The 9,607-nt window shown below is 61.6% G+C and carries 7 protein-coding genes and 1 pseudogene; 3 read left to right on the top strand and 5 right to left on the bottom strand.

All coding sequences use genetic code 11. The features are described from left to right. From ADK28_RS09995 to ADK28_RS09975, 5 genes and pseudogenes are all read right to left on the bottom strand, one after another. Positions 1–341: pseudogene (locus ADK28_RS09995) on the bottom strand (sugar phosphate isomerase/epimerase); the annotation flags it as partial. A gap of 166 nt (positions 342–507) precedes the next feature. Then, positions 508–1,542, bottom strand: a complete 1,035-nt coding sequence (locus ADK28_RS09990; RefSeq protein ID WP_016929584.1) for a LacI family DNA-binding transcriptional regulator — start codon at positions 1,540–1,542, stop codon at positions 508–510. A gap of 124 nt (positions 1,543–1,666) precedes the next feature. Next, positions 1,667–2,329 (bottom strand): OmpA family lipoprotein, encoded by a 663-nt coding sequence (locus tag ADK28_RS09985; protein ID WP_016929583.1) that lies wholly within the window; start codon positions 2,327–2,329, stop codon positions 1,667–1,669. Between the two features lie 246 nt (positions 2,330–2,575). Then, positions 2,576–3,028 (bottom strand): N-acetyltransferase, encoded by a 453-nt coding sequence (locus tag ADK28_RS09980; RefSeq protein WP_028128062.1) that lies wholly within the window; start codon positions 3,026–3,028, stop codon positions 2,576–2,578. After that, positions 3,025–3,591, bottom strand: coding sequence for a DNA-3-methyladenine glycosylase I (locus ADK28_RS09975; protein WP_048795585.1), 567 nt, complete (start codon positions 3,589–3,591; stop codon positions 3,025–3,027). Before ADK28_RS09975 ends, ADK28_RS09980 begins: the two co-directional genes overlap by 4 nt. 196 nt (positions 3,592–3,787) lie before the next feature. On the opposite strand from ADK28_RS09975, the gene ADK28_RS09970 reads away from it, so the two are divergent. The 3 genes from ADK28_RS09970 to glyS all read left to right on the top strand — a co-directional run bounded on the left by ADK28_RS09970 (position 3,788) and on the right by glyS (position 9,496). After that, positions 3,788–5,776 carry an autotransporter domain-containing esterase gene (locus tag ADK28_RS09970; RefSeq protein ID WP_048795584.1) on the top strand — a complete coding sequence of 663 codons (1,989 nt, stop codon included), beginning with the start codon at positions 3,788–3,790 and terminating at the stop codon, positions 5,774–5,776. Between the two features lie 723 nt (positions 5,777–6,499). After that, the gene (gene glyQ / locus ADK28_RS09965) at positions 6,500–7,417 is read left to right on the top strand and encodes a glycine--tRNA ligase subunit alpha (RefSeq protein ID WP_004933966.1); all 918 of its coding nucleotides are present in this window, start codon (positions 6,500–6,502) and stop codon (positions 7,415–7,417) included. Between the two features lie 9 nt (positions 7,418–7,426). Next, entirely contained in the window at positions 7,427–9,496 is a 2,070-nt protein-coding gene (glyS, locus tag ADK28_RS09960; RefSeq protein ID WP_048795583.1) for a glycine--tRNA ligase subunit beta, read from the top strand. Positions 9,497–9,607 lie beyond the last annotated feature (111 nt).

Here is a 9,607-nt window from a genome sequence, read left to right as displayed (position 1 = left end):
AAATCGAAGCCGGGGCGGAAATGGCCGAGGGACAGCTTCAGCTGGCGCGCATTCAGCGTCTGCGCTTCCGCCAGCAGCGCCGGCAGGTTGGGGTTCAGCGTATGTTGCGGGGTGAACAGCGCCTCAGGGGCGGAGTAGACGGCGAACAGCTGCTGGCGATCGATCTCTTGCGCCAGCGCCGGCAGGCTGTCCAGCTCGCCGGCGGTGAACAGTTCGCGGCGGATCTCCACTCCGTCGGCGCCCGCGCCGGCGATGAGGGGCAACAGCGCGCGCTGGCCGCCGTGTTGTTTGACGGTATCGGTGCCGTAGGCGCCGGTGACCACGATGATTTCTGTTTTCATTTTGACTCCTGAGGCGGCATTGTCGCCGCCGCTGCTGTTACCGGTACGTTAAATGGAACCGGTTCCAGCGAAAAGCGGCAGAGTGTAAAAATATGATCGCAATCACGAAGCTGAGCAAAAAACAGCCGGCGAGGGCGGGGCGGTTAACGGCCCCGGAAAAGGCGGGTTAGCGGGTGGTGGAGCCTCGGACGATCAGCTCGCCGGAGAACATCTGCTCGCCGCTGGGGGCGGCCAGGCCCTGAATGCGCTGCACCAGCCGCTCCAGCGCCGCGTGCCCCATTTGGTAGGTGGGCTGTTTCAGCGTGGTGATGCCGACGCCCGCCAGTTCCGCCCACTCCAGCTCGTCGAAGCCCAGCAGGCCGATGTCGTTGCCCCACTGGATGCCGAGCCGACGCATGGCGCGCGCCACCTGCAGCGTCAGGGCGCCGTTGGCGGAGATCACCGCCTTGCGCATGCCGCGGTGGCGGCCGCTGAAATCGCTCAGCACCTGCTCCAGTTTCTGCCGATCGTTGAGCGGCGTTTCGGCCTGCTCCGCCAACAGCGCGGGGTGCTGCGCCATGGTATGCCTGAAGGCGTGCAGGCGTTCCAGGCGGGTATTGACCGTACCGAGCGGCTCGCTGAGGAACAGGATCGCTTCGAAACCTTGTTGCAACAGGTGTTCGGTGGCGACGGTGGCGGCTTCGCGGTTGTTCAGGCCCACCACATCGCAGGCGAAGTCGGGGATTTTGCGGTCGATCAGCACCATCGGCAGCATCGACTGTTGCAGCGTGGATAACGCTTCCTCGCGCATGCCGACCGCGTTGACCACAATGCCTTCCACCCGGTAACTGCTGAGCAGCTGCAGGTAGTGCTGTTCCTGATTGACTTCGTTGTTGGTGTTACACACCAGCAGGGTAAAACCGTGTTGACGGCAGGCGGCCTCGATGCCGCGCATCACGTCCACTGAATAGGGGTTGGTGATATCGGCGAGGATCAGGCCGATCAGGCGGGTCTGGCCGCCCTTCAGGCTGCGCGCCATCTGGCTTGGCCGGTAGTCGAGCTGCTGGATAGCCTGTTCGATGCGCTGTTTGAGATCGTCGGAAAGCAGGTGCTGTTCACCATTCAGATAGCGCGACACGCTGGTCTTGCCGGTTTTGGCGATGCTGGCCACATCGCTGATGGTGGCGCGTCCTGAGGCGCGCGTTGCCTTGCCTGTGCTCACAGCCGATCCCTCCTGCGGTTAATTGCCAAGGAGACTACCATACCCGATGTGCGAGCGGGAATATTGAAGGATAAGGAGAAAGTCGGGAGGAAGCGGCGGGGCGCAGGTGGCGCCCCGCACGGGATTACTGCAGCGGGCTGAGGGTGATCTCGACGCGGCGGTTTTGCGCCTTTCCTTCCGCGGTGCTGTTGGAGGCGATCGGGTTGTCCGGGCCGGCGCCGGTGGTGCGGATACGGTTCGCCGCCACGCCCTGGGTGATCAGCGCGCTGGCTACGCCGTCGGCGCGCTGCTGCGACAGGTTCATGTTGAGCGAGCGGGAACCGGTGCTGTCGGTGTAGCCGACCACGTTGACCGCGGTTTTCGGATACTCTTTCAGCACCATGGCGACGCCGGTCAGGGTGTTGGCGCCCGCTGGTTTCAGCGTGGCGCTGCTGCTGTCGAAGGTCACGTTGTTCGGCATGTTCAGCACGATGTTGTCGCCCTGACGGGTGACGCTGACGCCGGTGCCTTTCATCTTGTCTCGCAGCTTGGCTTCCTGCACGTCCATGTAATAGCCTGCGCCGCCGCCGAGGGCTGCACCGGCCGCTGCGCCGATCAGCGCGCCCTTGCCGCGATCTTTCTTGGAAGAGGACAGCACGCCGACGCCGGCGCCCAGTGCGGCGCCGAGGCCCGCGCCGATGCCGGATTTGCCGACTTCGGATTCGCCGGTGTAAGGGTTGGTGGTACAGGCTGACAGCGTGAGCGCGACGCTCACTGCGCCGGCAATAATTGCAATGCGTTTTTTCATGTTCTTGTCCTTAATGGCATCAATTCTGTACGCGCCGGCCCAACACGGGGGCGCAAAAAGTAGGCGACGCAGGTGGGGCCCGCATCACCGCGCTACTATGACGCGTTGGCTCGCCGGCAGTTCCGGAGAAAAACGTGACAAATGATGAGCGCGGGTAAGTGCTGGGGGAGTTATGCGACAAAATGCCGGGCGGCGCCATGCAGCGGATTCCTAATTGCGCGCCGCCAGGGCGCGAATGCGCCTTTTTTAACCGTAACCGGTTGAATTCTCGATTGCCGGCCAGTTCATGATCAGCGTATAGGCCTGGGTTTCGTCGTTAAACAGGCGTTGCGTTACCTGAAAACCGTGCTTGTGGTAAAACGCGCAGGCGCGCAGGTTTTGCTGATACACCTCCAGGCTGAGCCGACGGTAGCGCTGCTGTACGTGCGTCATCAACGCCTGGGCGACGCCGCGGCCGTGAAACGCCCGATCGACAAACAGCGCGCCGATGAACTGCTCGTCCAGCACGCTGATAAAGCCGACGATTTCGTCGTCATGCCAGCAGGCCCAGCTTTGCGCGCGCGGCAGGTAGTTTTCCCGCACCAACGCGGCGCTCTCACGCCAGTATTTTTCCGCCACGAACGGATGGGCGGCGATGGTGCTGGGCAGCCACAGCGCCATCAGCCGTTCGATATCCTCCGGGCCACAGGGGCGGATCACCGTGGCTTTGGGTAACACATGCACCCCGTGAGATGATCGTTCACCAGCCCGCTGGCCTGCATGAAGGCGTAACAGATGGTGGAGCCGATAAACTTGAAGCCGCGCTTTTTCAGCGCCTTGGACATGGCGTCGGACTGCTCGGTTTTGGCCGGCACCTGGTTCAGCGCTTGCCAGCGGTTAAGCTGCGGCCGGCCGCCGACGAAGTCCCAAATGAAGGTANCGAAATTCTCCCCGGCCGCCTCCATCGCCAGATAGGCCTTGGCGTTGGTGATGATGGCTTCTATCTTGCCGCGGTGGCGGATGATGCCGCTGTCCTGCAGCAGGTTTTCCACGTCTTGTTCGGTCATGGCGGCGACACGCCGCGGATCGAAATCGTGGAAAGCGCGGCGGTAGTTCTCGCGCTTTTTCAGGACGGTGATCCAGGACAGGCCGGCTTGCTGCCCCTCGAGGCACAACATTTCAAACAGCTCGCGCGCGTCGGTGGTGGGCGCGCCCCATTCCTTGTCGTGATACTCGAGATACAACGGATCGGCCGTCACCCAACCGCAACGTTCGTCTGCCATCCTGAATGTCCTTATGCTGTGTTTATGAACAGTAATCATCGCTCGAAGCGCCGAACTTGGCAAGCCTCTGATTGTTTTGTCATCGGCCCGCTTGACGTGACGAAAAAGCCGACAATAGTTACTACATGGCCGGTGGAAAACTGACCAGCGATAAAAACGACATGGCCTTCATTTGCAGGCTCTCAGGAGTCGATCCATGCCTTTAAAAATAACGTGCATGCCCCGCCCGGCGGCGCTTGCAGTGGCGTTGCTTTGCAGTGTGACCCTTCCGGCTCAGGCGTACGATCAACTCTACGTCTTTGGCGACAGCCTGAGCGATACCGGCAACAACGGCCGGTTCACCTATGACGGCAGCCAGCACCTGCTGTACGACGAAGCATTGGCGCAACGCATCGGGGCGGCGCTGGTGGCTTCGGACAACGGCGGTGAGAACTACGCCGCCGGCGGCGCGGTGGCGGTGCCGGGCCTGAACCCGGCCGACAACACCCAGGAGCAGGTGCAGCGTTACCTGAACCGGGTCAATGGCCAGGCCGACGGCGACGGTTTGTATATTCATTGGATCGGCGGTAACGACCTGGCGGCGGCAGCGCTGAATGCCGCTACCGCGCCCGGCGTGGCCTATAACAGCGCCGCGGCGGCGGCGGCGCAAGTGCATTCGCTGCTGAACGCCGGCGCCGGCACGGTGATCGTGCCGACGGTGCCGAACATCGGCTCCACGCCGCAGCTGATGGAATTGATCATTCAACAGGCGCTGTCACCGGTGCAGGGGGCGGCGATCCAGGCGGCCTATGCCACGCTTAGTTCGGTGGCGACGCCGGACAACGCCTCACGTACCCAGGCGATCCACGCGGCGTTGACCGCTGCGGCGAAGCAGGGCAGCGCCATTCCTCAGGTGCAGCAGGCGATCGCCGCGCAGCTTATCGCGGCGTATGACGGCCTGAGCGCGCAGGCCGCTCAACTGACCGATCTCTATAATCAAAGCGAAGACCGTTTGCTGGCGCAGGGGAGCGGCAATATCGTGCGGGTGGACGTCAACAAGCTGTTCGCCGAAGCGATCGCCAATCCGGCGCAGTTCGGCTTCGCCAACACCGCCGGCATGGCTTGCCCGCCGGGCGTTTCCTCGGCGGTCTGCCGTTCCGACATGCCCGGCTTCGACGCCGGCCAGTCCTATCTGTTCTCCGACCATTTCCACCCCAGCCCACAGGCGCACCTGCTGATTGCGGATTATATCCAGGCGGTATTGGATGGTCCGGCGCAGGTGGTGGCGCTGAATCAGGCGACGGCGGCGATGGCGCGCGACAGCCGCGCCACGCTCGACAGCCGCTTCCAGCAGCTGCGCAACGGCGACAACCCGCAGGGTTCGCTGGGGGTGTTCGGCGGTTACGCCGGCCAGCACTACGACTATGCCGATAACCGGGCCGCGGGGGACGGCAACGCCACCACCCACAACCTGACCGTCGGCGTGGACTATCAGCTGACCGACAGCTGGTTGATCGGCGCGTTGATCGCCGGTTCCAACGACGATCAGCATCCTTCCAGCCGCTTTGATTACAAGGCGCGCGGGCTGCTGCTGTCGGCTTTCAGTTCACTGGCGATCTTCGAGCACGGCTGGGTCAACGCCGATCTGCACTATGCGACGATGGATTATGACGACATCCGCCGCAGCATGCGGCTGGGGCCGCTGACGCGCACCGAAACCGGTTCGACCACCGGCAGGCAGTGGGGCGCGCGCGTGACCGCCGGCTATGACTTCCCGATCGCCTCTTACCTGACTACCGGGCCGGTGGCGCAGTTCGCCTGGGACTACAGCCGCGTTTCCGGCTACAGCGAAGACAGCGATGACAGCACCGCCATGCGCTTCAACGATCAAACCTACCACTCGCAGATCGGTGCGTTGGGTTGGCGGCTGGATACGCAATTCGGCGTGTTTAACCCTTATGCGGAGGTGAGTTATCAGCACCAGTTCGGTGACGACGTCTACCGCGCCGGCGGCGGCCTGAAATCGACGCAAACCTCGTTCACCCGCGACAGTGCGGGCCAGGACAAAAATTGGGTGGATGTCACGTTGGGGGCCAACATGCCGTTGACGGACCAGGTATCGGCCTTCGCCACCGTCTCGCAAACCGGCGGGCTGAGCAGCGGCGAGCAGTTTATGTATAACGTCGGCGTCAGCGCGCGTTTTTGAATTGGCCATCGGCGCGCTCAAGATAAGCCATAAGGTCTGATAAGGGATTTATGCGGAAGGCGGCCTGGGGAAATTATGCGGGCCGCAATGAGGTTGGCGGAAAGACAAAAAAAAACTGATCCTATGAAAGGATCAGGTAGCCACTTGGCCAACACCAGGGAAAATTTTATTTATTATTGTATAACCAAAGATTAACTGTCAATTTGTTTCTGTGGCCCGTTAGCGCCGTATTTCATCCCTGGCCGTTCCTCCCATGCCCTGCGCGTCGGCACGCCGCGCGATATCACCTTATTTTTCACGATAATAAGAAATAATCTGGCACTTGATCACATTATCTCTCGATGAGGGGAGTTTTTTAGTTGATAAAATTAACAAAAATAACATTGGCGCAACTTTATCTCGTGGGAAATATAAGGATATGCGCACGTAAATCAGCATAAATTTAATCGATGAAGGGGGAAATAGCGTTCAGCTAATTGATTATTTAAACGGCGGTGAGTGATGTTTTTGTTAAATGTTTCTAATGTGTGTGCCGGGTGTGTTTTTCTGGACGGCGAGGGGACCGGCAGACGCGTTGTCTTTCCCGCTGTGCCCGATGCGTGAAAATCCAGCGTTTCTCACCCCGATTCGCACTTGTTGCCGGATTCTGGCTGTATATCTTACGGTCAAAGGGTATACTGGCGCATTCCATCTAAATCCACTTGTATCGCGTGCGAATTCAACATGCAAAAGTTTGATACCAAGACCTTCCAGGGCCTGATCCTGACACTGCAGGATTATTGGGCGCGCCAGGGCTGCACCATCGTTCAACCATTGGACATGGAAGTCGGCGCGGGAACCTCACACCCGATGACGTGCCTGCGCGCACTGGGGCCGGAGCCGATGGCCGCCGCCTATGTGCAGCCATCTCGCCGCCCGACCGACGGCCGCTACGGTGAAAACCCGAACCGTCTGCAGCACTACTACCAGTTCCAGGTGGTGATTAAGCCATCGCCGGACAACATTCAGGAACTCTACCTGGGCTCGTTGAAAGAGCTGGGTCTGGATCCGACCATCCACGACATTCGCTTCGTGGAAGACAACTGGGAAAACCCGACGCTCGGCGCCTGGGGCCTGGGTTGGGAAGTGTGGCTGAACGGCATGGAAGTGACGCAGTTCACCTACTTCCAGCAGGTCGGCGGCCTGGAGTGCAAGCCGGTGACCGGCGAGATCACCTACGGTCTGGAGCGTCTGGCGATGTACATCCAGGGCGTGGACAGCGTGTACGATCTGGTGTGGAGCAACGGCCCGCTGGGCGTCACCACCTACGGCGACGTGTTCCATCAGAATGAAGTGGAGCAGTCCACCTACAACTTCGAATACGCCGACGTCGACTTCCTGTTTTCCTGCTTCGAGCAGTACGAGAAAGAAGCCCAATCGCTGCTGGCGCTGGAAAAACCGCTGCCGCTGCCGGCCTACGAACGCATCCTGAAGGCGGGCCATACCTTCAACCTGCTGGACGCGCGCAAGGCGATTTCGGTGACCGAGCGTCAACGCTACATTCTGCGCATCCGCACGCTGACCAAAGCCGTTGCCGAAGCCTACTACGCTTCCCGCGAAGCGCTGGGCTTCCCGATGTGCAACAAGAAGAACGAGAACTAAGAGGCAGCCATGACTCAACAGACTTTCCTGGTGGAAATCGGCACGGAAGAGCTGCCGCCGAAGGCGCTTCGTTCCCTGGCGGAATCTTTCGCCGCCAACTTCACCGCCGAACTGGACAACGCCGGCCTGGAACACGGTGAAGTGAGCTGGTTCGCCGCACCGCGCCGCCTGGCGCTGAAAGTGGCCAACCTGAGCGCGGCGCAGGCCGATCGCGAAATTGAAAAACGCGGCCCGGCGATCGCCCAGGCGTTCGACGCCGAAGGCAAACCGAGCAAAGCGGCCGAAGGCTGGGCGCGCGGCTGCGGCATCACCGTCGATCAGGCTGAACGCCTGGTGACCGACAAGGGCGAGTGGTTGATGTACCGCGCCCACGTCAAAGGCCAGTCGGCGCAACAACTGCTGGCCGGCATGGTCAGCACCGCGCTGGCTAAACTGCCGATCCCGAAACTGATGCGTTGGAGCGACTCCGACGTGCAGTTCGTGCGTCCGGTGCACACCGTTACGATGCTGCTGGGCGCCGATCTGATCCCGGGCACCGTGCTGGGCATCGACTCTGCGCGCACCGTGCGCGGCCACCGCTTCATGGGCGAAGCCGAGTTCACCCTCGATAACGCCGACCAATACCCGCAGATCCTGCTGGAGCGCGGCAAAGTGGTCGCCGACTACGAAGCGCGTAAAGCCCTCATCAAACGCGACGCCGAACTGGCGGCGCAGAAGATTGGCGGCAAGGCCGATCTGAGCGACAGCCTGTTGGAAGAAGTGGCCTCGCTGGTGGAATGGCCGGTGGTGCTGACCGCCAAATTCGAAGAAAAATTCCTGGCGGTGCCGGCGGAAGCGCTGGTGTACACCATGAAGGGCGACCAGAAGTATTTCCCGGTGTACGACGCCGCGGGCAAACTGCTGCCGAACTTTATCTTTGTGGCCAACATCGAGTCGAAAGACCCGCAGCAGATCATTTCCGGCAACGAGAAGGTGGTGCGTCCGCGCCTGGCCGATGCCGAGTTCTTCTTCAACACCGATCGCAAGAAACGCCTGGAAGACAATCTGCCGCGCCTGGAAACCGTGCTGTTCCAACAGCAGCTGGGCACCCTGCGCGACAAGACCGATCGCATTCAGGCGCTGGCGGGCTGGGTTGCCGGCCAGATCGGCGCCGACGTCAACCACGCCACCCGCGCGGGCCTGCTGTCGAAGTGCGACCTGATGACCAACATGGTGTTCGAATTCACCGACACCCAGGGCGTGATGGGCATGCACTACGCGCGCCACGACGGTGAGGCGGAAGACGTCGCCGTTGCGCTGAACGAGCAGTATCAGCCGCGCTACGCCGGTGATGCGCTGCCGCAGTCGCTGGTGGCCTGCTCGCTGGCGATCGCCGACAAGATGGATACCCTGGCCGGCATTTTCGGCATCGGGCAGCATCCGAAAGGCGATAAAGACCCGTTCGCGCTGCGCCGCGCCGCGCTGGGCGTGTTGCGCATCATCGTCGAGAAAAACCTGCCGCTGGATCTGCAGACCCTGACCGAAGAGGCCGTGCGCCTGTACGGCAGCAAGCTGACCAACGCCAAGGTGGTCGACGAGGTGGTGGAATTCATGCTGGGCCGCTTCCGCGCCTGGTATCAGGAAGAAGGCCACGCCGTCGATACCATTCAGGCGGTGCTGGCGCGCCGTCCGACCAAACCGGCCGACTTCGACGCGCGCGTCAAGGCGGTATCCCACTTCCGCACGCTGGACGAAGCGGCGGCGTTGGCTGCGGCCAACAAACGCGTCTCCAACATTCTGGCGAAGTCTACCGAAACGCTGAACGACAGCGTGCGCGCTTCGGTGCTGAAGGACGCGGCGGAGATCCAGTTGGCGACCCACCTGGTGGTGCTGCGCGACAAGCTGCAGCCGTACTTCGCGGCGGGCAACTACCAGGAAGCGCTGGTGGAACTGGCTGCGCTGCGTGAGCCGGTGGATGCGTTCTTCGACAACGTGATGGTGATGGCGGACGATGCGGAAGTGCGCGTGAATCGCCTGACGCTGCTGAGCAAATTGCGTGAACTGTTCCTGCAGGTGGCGGATATCTCCGTACTGCAGTAAACGGCTCTGTGCTGTGAAAAGGCGCCTGCGGGCGCCTTTTTTATTTCCGTTTCCTGGGTGCGAAGGCAAGGTCGCCTGGCGACTTGGGGGGCGACTTGGGGGGCGACTTGG

Origin of the sequence: Serratia sp. 506_PEND, assembly GCF_001076875.1 — a bacterium.
In the GTDB taxonomy this organism is placed as follows: Bacteria; Pseudomonadota; Gammaproteobacteria; order Enterobacterales; family Enterobacteriaceae; genus Serratia; species Serratia marcescens.
The sequence above is the reverse complement of the archived record's forward strand: the minus strand, read 5'-3'. Positions and strand labels throughout refer to the sequence as shown.

Excerpts from the sequence above, each read along its gene's own strand:
- ADK28_RS09985 (WP_016929583.1), bottom strand. The coding sequence starts at position 2,329 with ATGAAAAAACGCATTGCAATTATTGCCGGCGCAGTGAGCGTCGCGCTC.
- ADK28_RS09970 (WP_048795584.1), top strand. The coding sequence starts at position 3,788 with ATGCCTTTAAAAATAACGTGCATGCCCCGCCCGGCGGCGCTTGCAGTG.
- glyQ (WP_004933966.1), top strand. The coding sequence starts at position 6,500 with ATGCAAAAGTTTGATACCAAGACCTTCCAGGGCCTGATCCTGACACTG.
- glyS (WP_048795583.1), top strand. The coding sequence starts at position 7,427 with ATGACTCAACAGACTTTCCTGGTGGAAATCGGCACGGAAGAGCTGCCG.